A 20,846-nucleotide genomic window follows, 5' to 3' on the forward strand; every position below is an offset into this window, starting at 1 on the left:
CCGCCGAGCCGCTGGTTCTCCTCAGGGACGTGCACAAGATCTACCGGACGGGCGATCTCGAGGTCCACGCGCTCCGCGGCATCCATCTCGCGATCGGCGCGGGGGAGTTCGTCGCCGTCGTCGGCGCGTCGGGCTCCGGGAAATCGACGACGATGAACATCGTCGGATGCCTCGACCGGCCGACGCGCGGCCGATACGAGCTGGAAGGGCACGACGTCACCGATCTCGGACGCGACGATCTGGCCGACATCCGCAACCGCCGCCTCGGCTTCGTCTTCCAGACGTTCAACCTCCTCTCCCGCACCTCGGCTCTCGAGAACATCGAGCTGCCGCTCCTGTACGCCGGCGTCCCGTCGGCTGCGCGCCGGCGCCGCGCCGAGGAGTCGCTGGCCCGCGTCGGCCTCGAGGGGCGCGCGGCGTTCATGCCCAACCAGCTCAGCGGAGGCCAGCAGCAGCGCGTCGCGATCGCCCGCGCGCTCGTGAACCGCCCCGCGCTGATCCTCGCGGACGAGCCGACGGGAGCGCTCGACACCCGAAACTCGTTCGACGTGCTCGGCCTCTTCCAGGAGCTCAACGCGGATCTCGGCGTCACCGTCATCCTGGTGACCCACGAGAACGACATCGCGCGGTGCGCGAAGCGCGTCGTCTCGTTCCGCGACGGCCACATCCGATCCGACGCCGCCGTGACCGACCGGATCGACGCCCGCGCGCAGCTCAAGCTGCTGCCCGTCGAGGAGGACGATGCGGCGGCCGAAGCTCCCGCCGTGACCTCCGCCGCGCCCGTGCCGCGCGCCCCCCGCCCGGCGGAGGGAAGGGCCTGATGGGGCCGGGGACGATCCTCAAGCTCGCGCTCCGGGCGCTCGGCCGCAATCGCGTCCGATCGGTCCTGACGATGCTCGGCGTGATCATCGGCGTCGCGGCGGTCATCGCGATGGTCTCCCTCGGCGCCGGGGCGCAGGCGCAGGTCGCGAACGAGATCTCGTCGATGGGCGCGAACATCCTGTACGTCTGGCCCGGAAGCATGAAGAACATGGGCATGCGCATGGGCGCCGGGAGCGTCCAGACGCTCAACGCCGAGGACGCCGACGCGATCCAGAAGGAGTGCCCGGCGGTGAGGTGGGTCTCCCCGATGGTCGGGTCCAACGTGCTGGTCGTCTACGGAAACCAGAACTGGTCCACGCGGGCCGACGGCGCGAACGAGCAGTTCCCGGACATCCGGAACTGGCAGGTCGAGTCCGGGGCCTTCTTCACCGACACCGACGTGAGGACCGCGGCGCGCGTCGCGGTTCTGGGCCACACCGTCGCCGATCACCTCTTCCAGGGAATCGACCCCGAGGGGCAGACGATCCGCGTCCGGAACCTGCCGTTCCGGGTGCTCGGCGTGCTGTCGAGGAAGGGACAGAACCAGTGGGGGCGGGACCAGGACGACACGATCCTCGTCCCCTACACCACGGTCCAGAAAAAGCTCTCGTCGAGCTCGCTGTGGGTGAGCCAGATCATGGTCTCGGCCGTCTCGTCGCGCGCCGGCTACACCGCGGAGCAGGAGATCGCGGAGCTTCTCCGTCAGCGCCACCGGATCGCCCCGGGGCGCGAGGACGACTTCAACGTGCGCAACCTCTCGGAGATGGCCGAGGCCGCCGAGGCGACGCAGAAGACGATGGGGCTCCTGCTCGGGAGCATCGCCGGGGTCTCGCTCATCGTGGGGGGCATCGGCATCATGAACATCATGCTGGTGAGCGTCGCCGAGAGAACCCGCGAGATCGGCATCCGCATGGCGGTCGGCGCGCGCTCGCGCCACGTGCGTCTCCAGTTCCTGTCGGAGGCGCTGGTCCTCAGCACGCTGGGCGGCCTGATCGGGATCACCCTGGGGATCCTCGTCTCGTTCTCGATGGCGGGCGGGCTCGGGTGGCCGACGCTGATCTCGAAGTCGTCGATTCTCGTGTCGGTCGTCTTCTCGGCGGCCGTCGGCGTCTTCTTCGGCTACTACCCCGCGAGCAAGGCGGCGGCGCTCGATCCCATCGACGCGCTGCGGTACGAGTGACCCGCCCGCTCAGGCGTCGAGCGGCGCCGCCATCCCGGGCTCGACGCCCCGGCCCCCCTCGGCCGGCGCCGGCGTCACGGCGGGCTCGCGGCTCCTCCCGCCGCCCGTGGCGGTGATCACGACGACCGCGAGGACGATGATCGCCCCCGCGGCGAGCGTGCGCGGCGAGACCGGCTCCCCCGCGAAGACCCGGCCGAGCGCGAGGGCGACGACGGGGTTCACGTACGCGTACGTCGAAACCCGGGCCGCCGTCGTCACCCTGAGCAGCCACACGTAGGCCGTGAAGGTGACGACCGAGCCGAGAAGGCTGAGGTAGGCGACGCTGATCGCGGAGCGGAGCGACACGGAGGCCAGGGTGAATCTCCCCCACTCCCCGAGAGCCCCGCCGCCGAGGATCAGCAAGGCGCCGCCGGCGAGGCACTCCATCCCGACGGCGAGGAGCGGCGAGGCGGGCAGCGGCGCCGACCGCGAGTACAGCGAGCCGGCCGCCCAGCACGACGAGGTGAGCATCAGCAGCGCGACGCTGAAGGGATCGACGCCCCCCGCCGCACGGCTCCCGCCGAGGTCAACGAGGAGGGAGATGCCGCCGAGGCCGAGGACGAGCCCCAGGATCATCGCGCGCCCCGGGCGCCGGCCGCCGTGCACGAGCCAGTCGAGGAGGGCCATCCAGATGGGGATGGTCGCGATGATGAGGGCGACGAGCCCCGACGGGACGTGCTGCTCCGACCACGTCACCCCCCCGTTGCCGGCGAGGAAGAGAAGCGCCCCGATGACCGTCGCGGCGCGCCAGTGCCGGAAGGACGGGCGCGCGGCGCCGGTGATCCGGGCCCACGCGCACAGAATCGCCCCGGCGCTGAGGAGCCGGCAGCCCGCCATGAGCAGCGGCGGAATGGTCTCGATCGCCACGCGGATCGCGAGGTAGGTCGATCCCCAGATGAGGTAGATGGCCGCGAACGCCGCGATCAGCCGCAGGCGCGGCGGCCCGGGCGTTCCGGAAGTGGTCTTGGCCCGCATGGCAGGAGAGAATGGACGAACGCGCGCGAGCCCGCAACCGGATTCTTGACCTCGAACCCGGCCGGGGACACAGTGGGGTCCTCGTGAGACGCCGAAACCACCGTCCTCCCGCCGGGACCCTGAGGTACGGCGCGGTCGCCCTCTCGATCGGCGCCGCGCTCGCGGGGCTCCCGACGCTCGCCGCCGTCGCCGTCCCGCCGCGCCCAGCCGGGAGCGTCTACGACGGCGCGCGCGTCGTGAGCGCGCCGGACGCCGCCGCGCTCGAGACGCTGAGCCGTGAGCTCTGGGAGAAGGGGAAGGTCGCGCTCGTCGTCGCTACTCTCAAAGACCTCGGCGGCTCCCCTCTCGAGGAGGTCACTCGCACAATCTCCAGGGAATGGGGGATCGGCGGGAAGGAGAACCGGGGCGTGCTGCTGCTCGCCGCCATCGGCGATCGCAGGCTGCGGATCGAGGCGGGGTACGGCGTCGAGGGGTACCTGACCGACGGAACCTGCGGCGAGATCATCGACGAGGAGGTGCTGCCGAGGTTTCGCGCCGGGGACGTCTCCGGTGGCCTGCGCGCGGGCGCCGAGCGGATCGCGGCTCTCTCCGCGCGCGAGTTCGGATTCCAGATCACCGGCCTCAGGCCGGCGTCGCGGGCGGGTCGACGCTCCGGCTCCCCGACGCTCGGGCTGATTGTGGCAGCGCTCTTCGCGCTGGTCTTCTTCTTCCGCGCGCTCGCCCTGGGCCGCGGCAACCTGATGACGGGCCTCCTCCTCCTGCTCGCGGCGCGATCGTCTCGGGGCTACCGGCGCGGCGGGGGCTTCGGCTCGGGGGGGTTCAGCTCCGGCGGCTTCGGGGGGGGCGGCTTCGGTGGGTTCGGAGGCGGATCGTTCGGGGGCGGCGGGGCGTCCCGCGGCTGGTGATGCGGGCGGGCCCGCTGGCCAACGGCCGGGCGGGCCCATAGGATGGCGGACATGGCGACAGCTCTGGAATCGAAGCTCGACGCGCTCATCGCGAACCTTCGCGCCGCGCTGCACGGCGATCTCGTGTCGGTGGTCCTCTACGGCTCGGCGGCGCGCGACGAGCACGCCGGCGAGGCGTCGAACCTGAACTTGCTGGTGGTGGTGACGGACGACGCGCCGGAGCGCCTCCTCGCGGCCGCGGGCCCCCAGAAGCGCTGGACGAAGGACGGGAACCCGCCGCTCCTCTTCGTGACGCCGCGCTGGATCCACGACTCGACCGACGTCTTCCCGATGGAGTTCCTGGACATGCTGGATCACCGGAAGATCCTCTCGGGGGCGGACCCCCTCGCCGGCGTCGCGGTCTCCCGGGCGAACCTGCGGCTCCAATGCGAGCGCGAGGCGCGCTCCATCCTTCTCAAGCTTCGCGCGGCGTGGCTCGAGGCGAGCGGCGACTCCCGCGCCCTCCACGATCTCGTAACCTCGAGCCTCGGTCCGGTCATGGCCCTGGTGCGGGGATCGCTGCGCCTCGCCGGCGAGCCGGTGCCGTCCCGGACCTCGGACGTCCTCCTGGCGCTGGCGCGCCGGTTCGACCTCGACGCGGCCCCGTTCGCCGCGGCCGTCGCGGTGAAGGGGGCGGGACCGAAGCGGGATTCCGAGCGGTTGAGGCTCGTCTTTCTCCGATACTTCGAGGGAGTGGAGCGCCTCGGGCGCGCTCTCGACGCGCTCAGGACGGAGCCCGGCCCGGGCTGAGCGTTCATCAGGATCCGCCCGGCGCGGCTCCGCCCGGGCGATACATGGAGAACCACCGGATGCTGAAAAAAGGTTGCGCCATTCTCGCCGCTCTCGGCCTCATCGCGCTCGTGCTGGCCGGCTGGGTCGTCTCGAAATACAACGGCCTCGTGACCCTCAACGAGGAGAGCGATAAGGGATGGGCCCAGGTCCAGAACGTCCTCCAGCGACGCGCCGACCTGATCCCGAACCTCGTCGAGACCGTGAAGGGGTACGCCGCCCACGAGAAGGAGATCTTCGAGCAGGTCGCCGCGGCCCGCTCCCGCCTCGCCGGAGCCACGACCCCCGCCGACGCCGCCACGGCGAACGCCGCGATGTCGTCGGCTCTCTCGCGCCTCCTCGCCATTGCCGAGGCCTACCCGGATCTGAAGGCGAACGCCAACTTCATCCGGCTCCAGGACGAGCTGGCGGGGACGGAGAACCGCATCGCCACCGAGCGGCGCGACTTCAACGAGATCGTGCGGAACTACAATGTGGCGCTGAAACGGTTTCCCGTGAACGTCATCGCCGGCGCGTTCGGCTTCAAGGAGCGCGACTACTTCGAGGCGGCTGCCGGGGCTCAGGAGGTCCCGAAGGTGAAGTTCTGAATCTTCGAGCGAACAGGAGGTTTACCCGTGGCACCGTCTTTCATCATCGGATTGTTCGTCGTCGTCCTCCTCGGAATCCTCGTCGGGTACACCGTCCCGACGCTCATCCAGATCCGGAAGACCGCGCGGGCGGCCGAGGAGTTCCTGAAGGGCATGACTCCCCGCATCGAGAGCGCGACGTCGAATCTGGACTCGGTCCTCGGCCGGCTGGATCGCGTGATGCGCGGGATGGAGGACGGCACGCGCGGGCTGAGCGGAGCCATCGGCGGCATGGGGGACTTCCTGTCGTTCCTGAAGCCGCCGGGCCGGAAGGAGGGAAGCTCCTCGGGGATCCTCGCGGCCCTCGCGAGCGTGGTCGCGGGGTTCTCGCAGGCGTGGAGCCTCATGACCGGCGGCCGCCCGGCCCCCGCCGCCGGCGAGGGAGGGACGCAGCATGAGTGACGATCGCGGGCACTCGGAGCTGACGCTGGCGCTCGTCTTCCTGGCGGGCGCGCTCGTCGGCGCGGGGGTGGCGCTGCTGGTCGCCCCGCAGTCCGGCGCCGAGACGAGGGAGAAGGTCGCGGACTGGGCGAAGCGCGCCCAGGAGAAGGCGCGGGAAGCGGCCGCGGGGATCCAGAGCGCCGCGCGCGGCGAGTCCTAGCGGGCGGTCAGGAAGTGGAAGGCCCCGCGTCGTTCCGGGTCTCGTCGACGACCAGGGCGATGAGCGCGTCGACCTCCTCGAGGCGAAACGGCTTCGCGAGATAGTGGTTGCCGGTGCGCTGGAAGAGCTCCTGCGTGACGGGGTTGACCGTGTCCCCCGTCGAGAAGATGACCCGCTTCTTGAGGTGCGGCTTGCGCTCCGCGATGCACTCGTAGAGCTTCTGTCCTCCCATGTCGGGCATCTTCACGTCCGAGATGATGATGTCGAAGTCGGTGACACTGACCTTCTCGAGGGCCTGGCGCCCGTTCTGGGCGCGCTCCACGTGGTGCCCGGACATCTCGAGGACGGATTCGAGGAGATCCAGGATCGTCTCCTCGTCGTCGACCACGAGGATGTGCCTGCTTCCGACCGCCTGAGGAACGGCCTCCTGCGCCGCTTCTTCCTCCACGATCGACGTCCCGTTTTTCACCGGCAGCTCCACCTGGAATTCGGCCCCGTCGCCCGGGAGGCTCTTCACGTCGATGCGACCCTCGTGCTCGCGGACGATCCCGTACGAGAGGCTCAGCCCCAGCCCGGTTCCCTTCCCGATCTCCTTGGTCGTGGAGAAGGGATCGAAGATCTTGGACAGATGACCGTCGGCAATGCCCGGGCCGTTGTCCTTGATCGAGACGCGGATCGCTTCCCCGACCCTCTCGGTCCGCATCGTGAGCCGGCCCGGACGCCCCGCGTCCTGCATCGCGTGATGCGCGTTGTTGATGATGTTGACGAAGACCTGCTGGAGCTGGTGGAAGTCGCCGAGCGTCTTCGGAAGCCCCTCCGCGAGCTCCTTCACGATCTCGACGCCGTCCACCTTGAGCTGATACTCGCGCAGCTCGAGCGTCGCCTCCACGAGCGCGTTGACGTCGAGCATCTTCCGCTCCGGCGCGCGCCGGCGGGCGAAGGTCAGGAGGTTCTGGACGATCTTCTGGCACCGCACCGCCTCGCGGTGGATCTTCTCGAGGTTTCCCTTCGCCTCCGCCGAGACGCTGGAGCCGAGGAGCATCTGCGAGTACCCCATCACGCCGGTGAGCGGGTTGTTCAGCTCGTGGGCGATGCCGGAGATGAGCTCGCCGAGCGCGGAGAGCTTCTCCGCCTGCATGAGCTGCTGCTGCATCGCCTTGCGATCCGACTCGGCCTTCTTCTGCTCGCGCAGGTCGCGCACGATCGCGAAGCAGCCGAGGAGCGCGCTCTCCTCGCGGAACGGGCTCGCGGAGACGTGAACCGGGATCAGCTCCCCGTCGCCCGCGCGGATGCGAATCTCGAACCGCGCCGCGCGCCCGCCCTCCTGGAGGGCCGCCTGGGCGCGGAACGTCGCGAGGTCCTCGGGCTCGAGCAGCGATCCGAGGGATCGCCCGCTGATCAGCATCTCCGGCTGTCCGACGAGCTGCCCGAAGGCCGGGTTGGCGAAGACGATCCGCTCGCGGAGATCGACCGTGAGGACGCCGTCGTACATCGTCTCGACCAGCGCGCGGTACCGCTCGGTCGTCTGGCGCACCTCCTGATCGAGCTTCTTCTCCTCGATGGAGTGCGCGACCTGGTTCGCGAACAGCTCCAGCGGCGAGATCGACTCGGCGCTCGGGCGCCGGCCGTCCTCCGGGTCGTCGACCGACACGATGCCGACGATTTTGTGGTTCGTTCCGTACAGTGGAATGAAGAGGAAGTCGTCGGGATGCCAGTCGACCATCTCGGCCGGACCGCCGCTGCTCCGCACTCCCTCGTAGTGCCACCCCTCGCTGTGGGGGATGTAGTACGAGTTCCCCAGGCGGTACTTCTCCTGGAAGATCGTGATCCGCTCCCGGTTCGTCATCTTGTTCCGGTGGAACGTGTCGATGTCCTCCTGGGCCAGGCCGGCGAAGTACCACTCGTAGCCGCGGAAGTCGTCGTCGCACAGGGTCAGGATGGCGCGGTGGAACGTGCTCACGGTGCTGACGGCGTCGACGAACATCTTGCACACGCTGTCGAGATCCTTCTCCTGGAGGATCATGCTGCTGATCCGGCTGAACTCCTTCAGCTGGCTCAGGGAACGGCTGGTCGTCTCCTCCCGCGTCCGCAGATCCAGGGCCCGGCGTCTCTCGTCGGTGACGTCGCGCCCCGTCCAGAGGACGCCGCGGCACGCACCCGCCGAGTCGTGGATGCGGCCGGCGCTCAGGCTCAGCACGCGCGGCGCGCCTCCGCGCGTGACCACGGCGAAGTCCCAGTCCTCGACCTTGCCTCCCGAGAGGGCGAGAAGGTGCGCCTCGCGCCAGGACGGGCGGCTCGGCTCGGGCACGAGCAGCTCGATAGCCTCCCGGCCGAGGACGTCGGCGAGCCGGCATCCCGTCAGATCCTGGAAGACCTTGTTGAAGAGAATCGTGCGCCCCTGGAGATCGAGGCCGAGCACGCAGGCGTTCGCCGCCTCGAGGAGGCTGCGCGTGAAATCCTTCTCCCGGCGGAGGTGCTCGACGAGGCGGTCGCGCTCCGTCAGCTCCCGGAGCGACAGGAGGAAGACGGGCTCGTGGGGGAGATCCAGGAGGTCGACGCCGACGTGGATGGGTCTCGGCGCGTCGCCGTCCGCGGCGAGATCGATCTCCTCGGTCGCCGCGGCGCCCGCCTGCGCCGACTCCATGAGGGCCGCGAGACGCTCGCAGGCCGGAGCCGGAAGCCGCTCGGCCAGCCGGTCTCCCGGCGCGAGGCGCACCTCCGGGCCGGCGGCCCGCGCGGCGGCTCGATTGATTCTCCGGATGAGACCGTCGCGGGTCGCGAGGATCAACCCGTGACTGCTCGCGTCGAACGCCCGGGCGGCCGGATCGGCGGGAAGCTCTCCCGAATCGTCCCGCGTCCCGTCGGGCCGGGCCCCCGCCATCTCCTCGAGCGCCGACCGGAGGAAGTCCGTCAGCGGCGCGCCCGGCGGCGGGCCCTCTCCCCACACGAGCGCGTAGCGGTCATGGCCGCCCCGGGGGGACGGAGTCGAGAGCGAGCTGAACACGGCCCAAGAGGCGAGGGGACCGACGATCGGGCGGAAGGCCTCGAGATCGCCGTCGGCTGCGAGCGAGGGCGGCGCGGCCGACCCGATGCGGGAGGCGTGGGTGACGGCGGAGAGACGAATCGCCGCGCTGCCCGGGGAGGGATCGCGGCCGAAGAAGGCGTCGGGGACGAGCTCGGACCCGGATCGCCGAAGCAGGCAGGCCCCGGCGCCCGCGCCCAGACCTTCGAGCGCCGCGCGCACGGTCTGCTCCATCGACGCCGATTCAGGCATCCGGCCCCTCCCGCCCGTCAGAGTCTTCCCGGATCGTCAGGCGGCCTGTTCGAGCAGCCGCGCCACCTCGCGGCGGAGATGCTCGATCTGCAGGGGCTTCATGAGGCAGAGATCCGCTCCCGATCGGTAGGCGCGATCGATGTTTCCCTGCTCGGGATGTCCCGTGATCGCGACGACCTTGATCGTCTCGGTGTCGGGATCGCCCTTGATGCGCTTGCACACCTCGATGCCGTCCATGTGGGGCATCATGATGTCGAGGATGATCAGGTCGGGACGGAACGTCCCGATCTTCAGCCCGGCCTCGTAGCCGTCGTGCGCCGTGTTCACCTGGAACGACTGCGCGTCGCTGAGCGCCTGGCTGATGACCTCGACGATCGAGCTCTCGTCGTCGACGACGAGGATGCGCTTCTTCTCCTCGACGAAGAAGTTCGGATCGACGGGCATGCCGTACCGGCCGAGGAAGTCCTTGAAGTCGCTCTTCCGGATCCGGTAGTGCCCACCCGGCGTGGAGTAGGCCTTGAGCTTCTTGGCCTTGATCCACTTGACGACGCCGTCGTTCGTCACCTGGCAGTACTGAGCGACCTCGGATGTCGTAAGAAGTCTGTCGTTCATGGGCTGTCGTCCCCCTCTGGATCGGAGGCCCCGCTCTGGAGCGCTCCCTGGATTCTTGAAAACAAAGTATTTAGTCCTTTTACTCCGTATACTTGAATTCTTGAATTCTCAAATCTATTTCCTCGTAACACTAAGTCAAATCGTCACTTTGCGAGTATTCGTCTTGGAGCCGGCCAGGTTCAGGATTGTTCAAACCAGCCCGTAGTCCTGTTGCGGCCATCGCAAAGCGCTCGGCCCGGGGGTCCGCGGGCCCGCAGGCAGGGCGATTCGTCCCCCGGACGGGATCGGTCCTGCGGAATCAGGCCCCTGCGTGAAGGAGGCTCGACGCCGGACGATCCGGCGCCTGCGTGATATCGTGACCTGCCGGGCATCCCCCCCCGGGTGAAGAGGAGGAGGTCAGCGGTGAAGATCGTGGTGGATCGAGGCAAGTGCATCGGGGCGGCCAACTGCGTCGGGATGGCCCCGAAGACGTTCACTCTCGACGGCCAGAAGAAGGCGGTCGTCGTCAAGGCGGAAGGGCACGACGACGCGACGCTGTTCGAGGCCGCCGAGTCGTGTCCCACGGAGGCGATCGCGCTGTACGACGACGGCGGGGAGCAGCTCTTCCCGTAGGGGCGCCCCGGGGGCTCCCGTCAGCCTTTGTGGGTGGAATAGCCCGGGAAAACCGTCGAAGCCGGATTCAGGAAATGAGCGGCGTTGTTGATCGCAGTGGCGGCCTCGCCGAAGTCGGTCGCGATGAGACGGACCTTCCCGGGATACGACACGATGTCACCGGCGGCGTAGATTCCCGCCTCACTCGTCTCCATGCGGCTGTTCACGACGATCGAGTGGCTGTCGAGCTCGAGGCCCCACGCCGAGAGCGGGCCGATGTCGGCGACGAATCCAACCGCCGCGACGACGGCGTCGACGGCAAGCGTCTCCTGCGCGCGCGTGGTGTTGTGGTAGATCATCGCCGACTCGACCCGGCCGTCGCCCCGGACGGCTCCCAGCTCGTACGGCGTCTTCACGACGGCCCGCGACGCCCTCAGCTGGCGCAGGGAGTCCTCGTGGGCTCGAAAGACGTCGCGCCTGTGAATCAGCGTGACCTCCGAGGCGATGGGCGCGAGGTTGAGCGTCCAGTCGACGGCTGAATCGCCTCCCCCCACGATCAGCACGCGCTTCCCGCGGTACACCTCCATGGAGCGCACGAAGTAGACCAACCCCTTCCCTTCGTACGCCGCGAACGACGCCAGGCGCTTCGGCTGGAACATGCCGATCCCCGCGGTGACGAGGACGGCGCGGCCGCGGTGCTCTCCGCGATCGCTGGTGAGGGTGAACGAGGCGTCGCCGTCGCGCCGGATGAGGCGCACCGGCTCCTCCAGGCGGACGTCCGGCGAGTACCGGCCGGCCTGCTCGACCAACCGATCCACCAGCTCGCGTCCCGTGACCTTCGGGAATCCGGCGACGTCGTAGATCGGCTTCTCGGGGTACATCGCGGCCACCTGCCCGCCGAGCTCGGGAAGCGAGTCGATGATGCGCGATCGCAGCCCGCGGAACCCCGCGTAGTACGCCGCGAAGAGGCCGGTCGGGCCGCCTCCCACGATGATGAGATCGGTCGGTTCCTCTGGGGACATCGTCTCCTCGTGACGGCGTGGACGGCGGCACGAACGGCCCGTGCCCCGGCATGTTACCCGCCTGGGGCCCCCCCTGTCTCACACGCATCCGAGCCAGGGCACGAGGCCGCGTCTTCGGCTCCGTTGAACGCGCCGACGGGGCTGTGATAGGTTTGGGCCTCCTCACAGGTCGGGCCCATAGCTCAGCTGGATAGAGCGTCGGACTACGAATCCGAAGGTCGGAGGTTCGAACCCTCCTGGGCCTACCAGCCGGACGCGGCGGACGCCGCCCGGCGCGATCGGTCGACGCCGCCCGCGCCGCCTCGAGGGACTACGGACCCGTCATCCTTGGCGAGAACCCGCTCCGTTCCGAGCGCGCGACCGCCGGACGACGAGCGATGGATGCGCGCGGCGCTGGCCGCCGCGTCGCGCGCCGCCGCCCGGGGAGAGGTGCCGGTCGGCGCCCTGGTCGTCCTCGGCGGGAAGCGTGTCGCGAGCGGCGGGAACCGCACCGTGGGGGCGAAAGACCCCTCCGCGCACGCGGAGATCGTGGCCCTCAGGCGCGCCGCCCGGCGCGCCGGCAATCACCGCCTGGTCGGCGCCACTCTCTACGTCACGCTCGAGCCGTGCCTCATGTGCCTCGGAGCCATGGTCCAGGCCCGGATCCAGCGCCTGGTCTACGCCGCGGACGATCCGAAGGCGGGGGCCGTCGGCCTCCTCGACGACGCGGCGTGGCGACGAAGACTGAACCACCGCTTCGAGCTTTCGCGAGGGTTGCTCGGGCGCGAGGCGTCGCAGCTGCTGAAGGAATTCTTCGCCGCGAGGCGGCGGGGAAGAACCGGGGCCTGACACGCGCAAGGCCGGCGCCTCGACCCCCATGGCGGCGTGGCGCCGGCCCGGCCACATGAATCGCCGGCCACGATCGCCGGCGACCTCCTCCTCCCGGCGGCTCGGACCGACGCCGCCCGTGGCCCTGATGCGTTCCCCTCCGCGCGGGCCCTCGAGGACGACCTTGATATACGCACAGCCGCGCCGCCGCGCCACAAGATCCTGGGAAAAATGTCGTAACGGCAATACCCCGCTGTTGACACGGCATTCCGGGCCGTCGCCGCGACGGGCGCACCGGCCCCGGGGACGGACGGCCGCGCGCCCCGGAGCGCCGGGAGCCGAGGGGTGTCAGTCCGCGGGAGTTGTGGTTATACTGTGCGGCTTCCGAAACGCGTGCCGCGGAGAGGTACCGAAGTGGTCGCAACGGGCCCGCCTCGAAAGCGGGTTGTCGGGAAACCGGCACGTGGGTTCGAATCCCACCCTCTCCGCCAGCCGCACCGTCAGTCGAGATCGAATGGTTTCTCGGGAGGGGTTTCGTCGTCGGCGGCCTTTTCGAGCGCTTTGCGGAATTTCTTCTCGAGGATCTCGCTCTGATGAGCCCGCTCCCCAAGCGCCCTGTCGAACTGCGATGCCGCCCGTTTCTTCGCGGCCTGCACCTCGCCGGCGGCCTCCTCGAACGTGAACTGGGTGCCCTTCTTGGGCGAGACGTGGGTGATGATCGCGCCCGTCGTGCGATCGACGGTGATGACCGCGGCGCAGCACGGACAGGCGATGTCGAGCGTCGAGTCGTCCATGGCCTCCGGATTCTAGCACCCTCCTGTCGATGACCCCGAGCGCGCCGCCGATCCCGCGCCCCGCGACCTCCGGCGAGGAGGAGCGCGCGTTCTACGAGTCCGCCGAGGCGTATCTGAGATCGTCGCTTCAGTTGAACCCGGTGTCGGCGACCTACTACGGCTACCACGCCTTCGACGGCCGGCTCGAGGACCACAGCCCCGGGGGCATCCAGGAGCGGGTTCGCTTCTACCGGGAGGCGAGGGCTCTCTTCGCGGGGCTGGCGCGCGGCAGGATGTCGACGGGCGCGCTGATCGATCTGGACCTCGTGACCGGCGACATCGAGGCGAGCCTGTTCTCCCTCGAGGAGCTGAAACCCCACATCCACGACCCGGGGCACTACAACGAGCTGCTCGGGTACGGAACGCTCTTCCTCACCATCCTCGAGGAGGGGGACCCGGCGTGGCCGGACCGCCTGGAGTCGCTCCTCTCGAGAATGGACGCGATCCCGCGATTCCTCGATCAGGCGAAGGCCAATCTCGCCGACCCGCCGCGCGTCGTCACGGAGTTCATCCTGCAGCAGCACCGGGCGAACATCGCCTTCTTCGAGGAGACGCTTCCCGGGCTGTACCGCCACGCTCCGGCGCTCGCGGAGCGGCTCGACGCCGCGAGGGGGCCAACGCTCCGCGCGCTCGAGTCGTACGAGTCGTTCCTGCGGGACGACCTCCTCCCGCGCTCGAACGGCGACTGGCGGCTGGGGCCGGAGAGGTGGGCCCGGAAGCTTCGCCTGTCGCTGCAGAGCGACCTCGGGCCCGAGGAGATCCAGAGTCGGGCGTGGGAGCGCCTGCGCTCGGAGCGCGCGGCGATGCTGGGGCTCGCCGAGCCGCTGCACGCCTCCATGTTCCCGGAACACGCGCACGGCGAGACGGGGGAGGCCCGTGTCAACGTGATCGTGCGCGAAGTGATCGATCGGATCAGCCTCCGGCACTCGACCCCGGATCGCCTCTTCCCCGACGTGAAGGAGAGGTGGGTCCCGCGGGCGCGCGACTTCATCCGGAAGGTCGATCTCCTCACGCTCCCTCCGGAGTCCGACAACTTCGTCGTCGAGCGGACCCCTGGGTTCCTCGACGGCCTCGCCGTGGCGTTCTTTCAGCCTCCGCCCGCGTTCGAGCCGCATCTGAAGAAGTCGTACTGGATCTCGTCGATCCCCGCGACGGGGAATCCCGAGGGGGATCGCGCCCGCGCGGAGTCGTTCCTTCGGGAGTACAACGACTACGGCCTGCAGAGCCTGACGATTCACGAGGCGCTGCCCGGCCATTACGTGCAGTTCTGGTACGCGATGAATTCGCCGTACGCCTCGATCTACAAGAAGATCTACGCGAACAACACCTTCGCGGAAGGATGGGCCGTCCTCGTCGAGGAGCAGATGTTCGCGGCCGGGTACGCGGCGGACGAGCCGGAGTGCCTGCTGATCCACAAGAAGATCAATCTGCGCAGCCCCATCAACGCCATCCTCGACGCCCGCCTGCACACGGAGCGGATGACCGACGTCGAGGCGGATCGGTGGGCGCTCGATTTCATGCGGGAGTACGGTTTCCAGGAGGAAGCGGAGGCCGTCGGCAAGCTCCGCCGCGCGAAGATCACGGCGGCGCAGCTCTCGACCTACTTCGTGGGGCTCGTGGAGCTGGGGGATCTCCTGCGGGATTGCCGCGCGCGCGAGGGCGCCGCGTTCTCGCTCAGGCGGTTCAACGAGACGCTGCTCTCGTTCGGGACAATCCCGCCGCGTGCGGTGCGGCGCCTGATGCTGGAGGGGATGGACACCGCGTGACGGCCGCGGCGCCCCGGGGCGTCACCCGCCGCGGGAGGAGTCGACCATCATCTTCAGGAAATCGGCGTTCGCTTTCGTCTTGCCGAGCTTGTCGAGGAGCAGCTCGACCGACTCCACCACCGAGAGCTGGTTCAGCACCTTCCTGAGCACCCACAGCTTGTTCAGGTCCTCCTTGGGGAGCAGGAGCTCCTCCTTGCGCGTGCCGCTGCGCGTGATGTCGATGGCCGGGAAGACGCGGCGATCGACAAGCGTCCGGTCGAGGTGGAGCTCCATGTTGCCCGTCCCCTTGAACTCCTCGAAGATCACGTCGTCCATGCGGGAGCCGGTGTCGACGAGGGCCGTCGCCATGATCGTGAGGCTGCCCCCCTCCTCGATGTTGCGCGCGGCCCCGAAGAACCGCTTCGGCTTCTGGAGGGCGTTGGAGTCGATCCCTCCCGACAGCACCTTTCCGGAGGACGGCGCCACGGTGTTGTAGGCGCGGCCGAGCCGCGTGATCGAGTCGAGCAGGATGACGACGTCCCTGCCGTACTCGACGAGGCGCTTCGCCTTCTCGATGACCATCTCGGCCACCTGCACGTGCTCGCCGGCCGGCTCGTCGAACGTCGACGAGACGACCTCCCCCTTGACCGTGCGCTCCATGTCGGTGACCTCCTCGGGGCGCTCGTCGATGAGAAGCACGATTAGGTAGACCTCGGGATGGTTCGTCGAGATCGAGTTCGCGATCGACTGGAGGAGCATCGTCTTGCCGGTGCGGGGCGGCGCGACGATCAGCCCGCGCTGCCCCTTCCCGATCGGGATGAGAAGGTCCATCACGCGCCCCGACGCGTTGTCGGGGGTCGTCTCGAGCCGGATCCGCGTGTTCGGGTAGAGGGGCGTCAGGTTGTCGAAGAAAATCCGCTCCTTGGAGCGCTCCGGCGGCTCGGAGTTGATCGCCTCGACCTTGATGAGGGCGAAGTACCTCTCCCCCTCCCTGGGCGGGCGGACCTGGCCGCTCACGGTGTCCCCCGTGTTCAGATCGAAGGTCTGAACCTGCGACGGGGAGACGTAGACGTCCTCGGGTCCCGAGAGGTAGTTGTGCTCCCTGGCCCGGAGGAAGCCGAACCCGTCGGGAAGGACCTCGAGAACCCCCTCGAGGAAGATGTACCCGCTCTGCTCGGTCTGGTGCTTGAGGATCTGGAAGATGATATCGTGCTTCTTCGCGGCCGTCGCGTTCGGAACGTCCAGCTCGCGCGCGATTCGGACCAGCTCCGGGACGGGCGCTTCCTTGAGCTGCTGGAGCGAGTGGGAGGGCCCGGCGGGCGCCGTCGCCGGCCTCGGGGCGGTGGCCACCGCGTCGGGGAGCCGGTCGAACCGCTGCGTGGGCGCACCCTGCCCGCCCGGTCCACCCCCGCGCTGTTGATTGCGGAACTGGTGGTCCGGCCGGAAGTTCCCGTGGAGCTTGTGGGGTCTGCCGCGCCTTCCGTTCATAGTTCGGGCGCTGCTCCCGACCTGCGCGGGGAGTTCGTGCTCAGGTGAGGAGTTCTCGGAGTTTCTTGGACTTGAGCAGCTTCTTGAGGGCTTTCGACTCGATCTGGCGGATCCGCTCGCGGGTCAATCCCATCTCGCGGCCCACCTCTTCCAGGGTGTAGTTCCGATGGACGCCGATCCCGAAGCGCATCCGGATGACGTTCCCCTCCTTCTCGGAGAGGGTCTGGAGCGCCTCCTCGATCTTCTCGCTGCGGTCGCGGGTGACGGCCTGCTCGAAGGGCGAGATCGCCTTGTCGTCGGAGATGAAGCGGAGCAGTCCGCCCCCCTCGTCGTCGTCGCCGTTCCTCTCGAAGAAGATCGGGTCCTTGACCAGCTCGAGGATCTCCTTGATCTTCGGGATGGGCATGTGCATCTTGCGCGCGATTTCCTTCGGCGAGGGCTCGCGCCCCATGGCCTTGGTCAGCTCCCGGACCGCGTCGGACACCTTCTTGTACTTCTCGTTCATGTGGACCGGAATGCGGATGATGCGCGACTTGTCCGCGATCGCCCGGTCCATCGCCTGCTTGATCCACCAGAAGGCGTACGTCGAGAACTTGTAGCCGCGGCGGTACTCGAACTTCTCGACCGCCTTCATCAGACCCAGGTTCCCCTCCTGGATCAGATCCATGAGCGAGAGCCCCTGGTTGACGTAACGCTTCGCGATGAAGACGACGAGGCGGAGGTTGGCGCGGATCATCTCCTCGCGCGCCCGATCGAGGATGTCGCGCGACTTCAGGGCCCGATCCGCCTGCTCGAGAAGCACCTCGGGAGTGAGAAAGACCTCCTTCGCGGCGGTGCGAATCCCCGCCCGGTAGCCCTTGATCTCCGAGCGGATCTTCTCGAGGCGGGATCCCTGCACCGCGGGGCCGACGCGGAGCTTCTTTCCGACGCGCTTCGGGCGGCCTCCCGCCGCGGGACCGTCATGGATGGAGCCGGCCCGCTGCTTGAGGATGCGGATGCGGTCGTTCAGATCCTGGGTCTTGCGGGCGCCGCGCACGAGCTTCTCGACGAACAGATCGAGGTACTGTCGCGGGATCTCCCCCTTCGTGAAATCCTTGTTGACGTCCGCGGGGACGTGCGCCTTCCACAGCGAAGCGCAGCGGCGGATGACGGCGTTGAGGCCGAGCTTCCCCTGCTCCATCCGCTTCGCGAGCTCCACCTCGCGCTCCTTGGTGAGGAGCTGCGTCTCGCTCATGTCCCGGAAATAGATGGACAGCAGGCCCGCCTGACGATCGTCGTCGGGCTTCTCGACGTGCTCTTCCTTCTCCTCGGCCACGGCCTGGGGCGCGGGCTCGGGAGCGGCCGCCCCCTCGGTGGTCTCGCGATCGACGAACACGGCCTCGAAAGACCCGGCGTCATCGAAGTCGGCCTCTGCCCCGGTGCCCTTCGACGAGGCGGGGACTCCGGGGATCTTGTCCGCCTCGGGCCAGGCCGCCTGCCACGAGCCCGAAATCGGGGCATCTCCCGCGGCGGGCTTTCTCCTCTGACCCGCCACAACCGGCTTCACCGACTTCATCCGATCGCCTCCTGAACTACGTCTGCCTTCTCCCGCCGGCCCCTGCCCATGCCGCAGGAAGGATTATCGCCTTCCGTCCTTCGACCCGCGCGGACCCCGCGCGCATTCCGTGCCGCCCAGACCCGGCTTCTCGAAGCTCCAGTGTCGCTGATGCTGCGCGCGGCTGCCGTGGCGTCGCGCCTGTGGCCGACGCCGAGCGAGTGCGTATGATGCGGTCCGGCTCATTGCCGGATGGTTCGGTGCGGGCTCACCCCCCCCATCGGTCCTCGGGATAGTGCGGCGACATTCGTCTTCGATTTCCTCGACACGCGCGAAGGGGGATGAGTGCGTCGCGCGGGTGCCCCAGGATCAAGCCGACGGATGAAAGAACCGGACGAGCCCCGGATACACCGACAGTTGTGGAAATCATACTCCGGGTCTCAACCCTGTCAAGCAACTCTCTCAACGTTTTTTCGCCAGAGCATAAACCAAGCGTTTTCAGCTACATCACCGGCTCGACGCGGTCGGCGCGGCGAGTGCGGCGACACGGGCCGGGATTCCCGGGGTGAAGCGTCGCCTACAGGACGGTTCTTCCGATGGCGTGCAAAATTTCTTCATTCACCCGATTCCCGCCAACGACGACTCGCACCGAGCCGGGGACCTCGGCTCCGTCCCATCGCCCGCAGACCACCACAACCGGAATCCGTCGTCGACCCGCCCGCCGAATGACCTCGCGGACCACCTTCCCCCGGTCCGCCGTCGAGTCGAAGGCACCCTCGCCTGTGACGACGAGATCCGCCCCCGACAGACTCCGGTCAAGTCCGGTCCAATCCGCCAGAGCCCCCGGTCCCGGCACCAGCCGACCGCCGCACAATGCGTGAAGCATGGCGCCGAGCCCGCCTGCCGCGCCGCCTCCCGGTAGATCCGCGACCCTGGCGCCCAGATCCCGCTCGATGATCGAAGCGATATTTCGGAGACCGAGCGAAAGGGCGGCGACCTCGAGCGGCGAAGCCCCCTTCTGGGCCGCGAAGACCTCGGCAGCCCCGGCGGGGCCGACCAGGGGATTGTCGACGTCGCAGAGCACCGTCAGACGCGGCGCCGCCGCGCTTCTCCCGCGGGACGCGGGCGGCTCGATCGATCTGAGCTTCGCGAGATCTTCGCCGCACCCTTCGAGGGTCCCCCCTTCCTCCCCGATCAACCTGCAGCCAAGGGCCCTCGCGGCGCCCAACCCGCCATCGACGGTGGCCGATCCCCCGAGCCCCACCGCGATCGCGCTCGGCTCCATCGCGGCGACCGCCGCGACCACGGTGCCGAGACCATACGTGGTCGCCCGCATCGGGTTTCGGGCCCGAGGCGGGACGAGATCGAGCCCGCAGATCCGGGCCGACTCGATCACGATTGTCCCGTCCGGAAGCCTCAGGACCTCGGGGTGCCGCGTCTCCCCGAGCGGCCCCGTGGCGGCAAGGGCGAGCCTCTCGCCTCCCAGGGCCGAGAGCAGCACGTCGAGCGTCCCCTCCCCGCCGTCGGCCAGCGGATGGGAGATCACCTCGGCGCCGGGGTGCGCGGCCAGGATCCCCGCGCGGAGGTGGCGGCACACCTCGGCCGCGGTGAGGGTCCCCTTGAACTTGTCGGGGGCGAGCAGGACGCGCACTGCGGCCCGCTCTCAGTCTTCCTCGAGGCGCGCGCCCTTCGGGATCACGACGACGCCCTGGGGCGACGTGACGAAGCGGCGGGCGTCCTCGACAGCGTCGTGCCCCACGGTGTATCCGGCGGGCACGACCACGTTCTTGTCGATGATGGCGCGCCGGATCCGCGCGCTGCGCCCGACCTCGACCCCGTCCATCAGGATCGAGTCCTCGACCTGCGCGAACGAGTTGATGCGGACCCTGGGGCTGAGGATCGATCGCCTCACCAGCCCGCCGCTGATGATGACCCCCGGGGAGACGAGGGAGTCGAGCGCCTCTCCCCGCCGCCCGCCCTCCTCCGCCGACTGGGCGAAGACCATCTTGGCCGGGGGATGGGAGCCCATGTACGTGCGGATGGGCCACGAGCGATCGTAGAGGTTGAAGACGGGCTCGACCGCCACGAGATCCATGCTGGCCTCGTAGTAGGAGTCCACCGTCCCGATGTCGCGCCAGTACTTGATGCTCTTCCGGTTCTCGTCGGCGAAGCGGAAGGCGTGGACCTTCCCCTGGGGCACCATCGAGGGGATGATGTTCCTGCCGAAGTCGTGATGCGTGTCGCTCCGCTTCGCGTCGTCCACGATGGCCCGCACCAGCGCCCCGGTGTCGAAGACGTACACGCCCATGTTGATGAGAGCGATGTCGCTCCGGCCGGGCACCGGAACGGGGTGCTCCGGCTTTTCGGCGAACCCGACGATGCGATCCGACCCGTCGACCTGCAGGACCCCGAACGACGACGCCTGCGCCAAGTCCGTCTCGACCGCGGCCACGGTGAGCGCGGCCGCGTTCTCGATGTGCGCGGCGATCATCTCCGCGTAGTCCATCTTGTAGAGGTGGTCCCCCGAGAGGATGAGCACGCGCGCGGGGCGCTCGTCCTCGAGGAGGTTGAGGTTCTGGTAGATGGCGTCGGCCGTGCCGAGATACCAGCGGTCCCCCATCCGGAGCTGCGGCGGCACGGTGTAGAGGTAGTCGCCGAACTCCGCGTCGAACTTGTCCCAGCCCATCTTCAGGTGACGGTCGAGCGAGTGGGACTTGTACTGCGTGAGGACGAAGATCCGGCGGAGGTCCGAGTTGATGCAGTTCGAGAGCGTGAAGTCGATGATGCGGTAGATCCCGCCGAACGGAACCGCCGGCTTGCTCCGCTCCTTCGTCAGAGGGTAGAGGCGCTCCCCCTGCCCTCCCGCGAGGATCATCACGAGCGTGTCGTGGAGGAACTGGCGCGTCAACGGCACGGGTGTCTCCG

General features: G+C 68.9%; 19 protein-coding genes and 2 tRNA genes. 12 read left to right on the forward strand and 9 right to left on the reverse strand.

The genetic code is table 11. The annotated features are described in order from the left end of the window. Window positions 1-11 precede the first annotated feature (11 nt). Both HY049_07515 and HY049_07520 read left to right on the forward strand, forming a co-directional pair. The gene (locus HY049_07515; GenBank protein ID MBI3448747.1) at window positions 12-821 is read left to right on the forward strand and encodes an ABC transporter ATP-binding protein; all 810 of its coding nucleotides are present in this window, start codon (window positions 12-14) and stop codon (window positions 819-821) included. After that, window positions 821-2,041, forward strand: a complete 1,221-nt coding sequence (locus HY049_07520; GenBank protein MBI3448748.1) for an ABC transporter permease — start codon at window positions 821-823, stop codon at window positions 2,039-2,041. Before HY049_07515 ends, HY049_07520 begins: the two co-directional genes overlap by 1 nt. 9 nt (window positions 2,042-2,050) lie before the next feature. On the opposite strand, the gene HY049_07525 is transcribed toward HY049_07520, so the two are convergent. Next, window positions 2,051-3,055, reverse strand: a complete 1,005-nt coding sequence (locus HY049_07525) for an EamA family transporter (GenBank protein ID MBI3448749.1) — start codon at window positions 3,053-3,055, stop codon at window positions 2,051-2,053. Window positions 3,056-3,138: 83 nt separating this feature from the next. Here HY049_07525 and HY049_07530 point away from each other — a divergent pair, with 83 nt between their 5' ends. From HY049_07530 to HY049_07550, 5 genes are read left to right on the forward strand one after another with little or no spacing between them, the layout of a single operon-like run. Continuing rightward, window positions 3,139-3,960, forward strand: a complete 822-nt coding sequence (locus HY049_07530) for a TPM domain-containing protein (protein ID MBI3448750.1) — start codon at window positions 3,139-3,141, stop codon at window positions 3,958-3,960. 51 nt (window positions 3,961-4,011) lie between these two features. Continuing rightward, window positions 4,012-4,749 carry a nucleotidyltransferase domain-containing protein gene (locus HY049_07535; protein MBI3448751.1) on the forward strand — a complete coding sequence of 246 codons (738 nt, stop codon included), beginning with the start codon at window positions 4,012-4,014 and terminating at the stop codon, window positions 4,747-4,749. Between the two features lie 44 nt (window positions 4,750-4,793). Then, window positions 4,794-5,375, forward strand: a complete 582-nt coding sequence (locus tag HY049_07540) for a LemA family protein (GenBank protein ID MBI3448752.1) — start codon at window positions 4,794-4,796, stop codon at window positions 5,373-5,375. A 27-nt stretch (window positions 5,376-5,402) separates the two neighbouring features. Continuing rightward, window positions 5,403-5,816, forward strand: coding sequence for a hypothetical protein (locus tag HY049_07545; protein ID MBI3448753.1), 414 nt, complete (start codon window positions 5,403-5,405; stop codon window positions 5,814-5,816). Beyond that, the gene (locus HY049_07550; GenBank protein MBI3448754.1) at window positions 5,809-6,015 is read left to right on the forward strand and encodes a YtxH domain-containing protein; all 207 of its coding nucleotides are present in this window, start codon (window positions 5,809-5,811) and stop codon (window positions 6,013-6,015) included. The genes HY049_07545 and HY049_07550 overlap by 8 nt, the downstream gene beginning before the upstream one ends. Before the next feature lie 7 nt (window positions 6,016-6,022). Here HY049_07550 and HY049_07555 read toward each other — a convergent pair whose 3' ends face one another. Then, the gene (locus tag HY049_07555) at window positions 6,023-9,289 is read right to left on the reverse strand and encodes a PAS domain S-box protein (protein ID MBI3448755.1); all 3,267 of its coding nucleotides are present in this window, start codon (window positions 9,287-9,289) and stop codon (window positions 6,023-6,025) included. Window positions 9,290-9,325: 36 nt separating this feature from the next. Further along, window positions 9,326-9,901: a response regulator gene (locus HY049_07560; GenBank protein MBI3448756.1), complete on the reverse strand. Its 576-nt coding sequence runs from the start codon at window positions 9,899-9,901 to the stop codon at window positions 9,326-9,328. A 402-nt stretch (window positions 9,902-10,303) separates the two neighbouring features. Here HY049_07560 and HY049_07565 point away from each other — a divergent pair, with 402 nt between their 5' ends. Beyond that, the gene (locus tag HY049_07565) at window positions 10,304-10,513 is read left to right on the forward strand and encodes a ferredoxin (GenBank protein MBI3448757.1); all 210 of its coding nucleotides are present in this window, start codon (window positions 10,304-10,306) and stop codon (window positions 10,511-10,513) included. 20 nt (window positions 10,514-10,533) lie between these two features. On the opposite strand, the gene HY049_07570 is transcribed toward HY049_07565, so the two are convergent. Then, window positions 10,534-11,514: an NAD(P)/FAD-dependent oxidoreductase gene (locus HY049_07570; protein MBI3448758.1), complete on the reverse strand. Its 981-nt coding sequence runs from the start codon at window positions 11,512-11,514 to the stop codon at window positions 10,534-10,536. Window positions 11,515-11,685: 171 nt separating this feature from the next. On the opposite strand from HY049_07570, the gene HY049_07575 reads away from it, so the two are divergent. From HY049_07575 to HY049_07585, 3 genes are all read left to right on the forward strand, one after another. After that, window positions 11,686-11,762 (forward strand) — tRNA-Arg (locus HY049_07575). Between the two features lie 133 nt (window positions 11,763-11,895). After that, complete coding sequence (locus HY049_07580; protein ID MBI3448759.1) at window positions 11,896-12,342, forward strand: nucleoside deaminase; 447 nt, start codon at window positions 11,896-11,898, stop codon at window positions 12,340-12,342. A 379-nt stretch (window positions 12,343-12,721) separates the two neighbouring features. Further along, window positions 12,722-12,812, forward strand: a tRNA-Ser gene (locus HY049_07585). A 9-nt stretch (window positions 12,813-12,821) separates the two neighbouring features. Here HY049_07585 and HY049_07590 read toward each other — a convergent pair. After that, a complete protein-coding gene (locus tag HY049_07590) occupies window positions 12,822-13,115 on the reverse strand; it encodes a hypothetical protein (protein ID MBI3448760.1) in 294 nt (97 codons plus the stop codon). Window positions 13,116-13,144: 29 nt separating this feature from the next. Between HY049_07590 and HY049_07595 the strand changes: the two genes are divergently transcribed. Continuing rightward, window positions 13,145-14,920: a DUF885 domain-containing protein gene (locus HY049_07595; protein MBI3448761.1), complete on the forward strand. Its 1,776-nt coding sequence runs from the start codon at window positions 13,145-13,147 to the stop codon at window positions 14,918-14,920. 21 nt (window positions 14,921-14,941) lie between these two features. Here the strand turns inward: HY049_07595 and rho are convergent, their stop codons facing one another. The 4 genes from rho to glgC form a co-directional block, all read right to left on the reverse strand. Further along, a complete protein-coding gene (rho, locus tag HY049_07600; GenBank protein MBI3448762.1) occupies window positions 14,942-16,387 on the reverse strand; it encodes a transcription termination factor Rho in 1,446 nt (481 codons plus the stop codon). A gap of 40 nt (window positions 16,388-16,427) precedes the next feature. Further along, a complete protein-coding gene (locus HY049_07605) occupies window positions 16,428-17,942 on the reverse strand; it encodes a sigma-70 family RNA polymerase sigma factor (GenBank protein ID MBI3448763.1) in 1,515 nt (504 codons plus the stop codon). Window positions 17,943-18,498: 556 nt separating this feature from the next. Further along, window positions 18,499-19,572 carry a glycerate kinase gene (locus HY049_07610; GenBank protein ID MBI3448764.1) on the reverse strand — a complete coding sequence of 358 codons (1,074 nt, stop codon included), beginning with the start codon at window positions 19,570-19,572 and terminating at the stop codon, window positions 18,499-18,501. Window positions 19,573-19,584: 12 nt separating this feature from the next. Then, on the reverse strand, window positions 19,585-20,796 hold the full coding sequence (glgC, locus tag HY049_07615; protein MBI3448765.1) for a glucose-1-phosphate adenylyltransferase: 1,212 nt from the start codon (window positions 20,794-20,796) through the stop codon (window positions 19,585-19,587). Window positions 20,797-20,846: the final 50 nt, after the last annotated feature.

The organism is Acidobacteriota bacterium (assembly GCA_016195325.1).
Classification (GTDB): Bacteria; Acidobacteriota; Polarisedimenticolia; order JACPZX01; family JACPZX01; genus JACPZX01.